This window comes from Roseateles sp. GW821-FHT09H10, assembly GCF_059415865.1.
Window position 1 is genome coordinate 1 of the sequence record NZ_JBWKOB010000012.1, and the last position, 590, is coordinate 590.

Sequence of the window (590 nt, forward strand, 5' to 3'; positions counted from 1 at the left end):
GCGCCGGCCCAGTACATGTCGCCGCTGGCGGCGAGGATGTCGACGCCGTCGAAGGCGGCGGCACCGTTGCCACGGTCATAGCGGTTGCCGGCGGCAGTGGGCAGCCACACGGTGTTGCGGGTGGTGGCGTAGGCGACGAACAGGTCGCGGTCGCCACCGGCGGCGGGCTCGTAGGCGATGTCGATCTTGCGCCCGGCGGTCATGGCCGGCACGGAGAAGCGGTAGTCGGCGTTCTCGGTGGAGTTGACGGCGGCGCTGCCCACCAGGATGCCGTCGACCAGCACCTGCATGACGGGGCCGGTGCCGCTGGCCAGCGTGCCGCGGGCGCGCACCAGCAGGGTGTCGGTGAGGTTGGGCTCGGGCCAGGCGGCGTTGATGGCGTTGCTGCTGGCCAGCAGCACGGTCTTGCCGTTGATGGCATAGGCCAGCTGCAGGTCGCGGTCCTCGCCGTTGATGGTGGCGTCGTTGGTGTAGACGACCTCCACGCGCTGGCCGGGCTTCATGGGCAGCGTGGGCAGGGTGATGTCGGCCGGGGTGGTGGAGCGGATCTCCACGGTACCGATGACGACGCCGTCCACCAGCACGCGCGC

At 71.0% G+C, this 590-nt stretch carries 1 protein-coding gene; it reads right to left on the reverse strand.

Annotated elements, in window-relative coordinates:
- Window positions 1–590 (reverse strand): carbohydrate-binding domain-containing protein (locus tag AC07OY_RS28935; protein WP_495046070.1); only part of this gene is annotated, 590 nt, incomplete at both ends.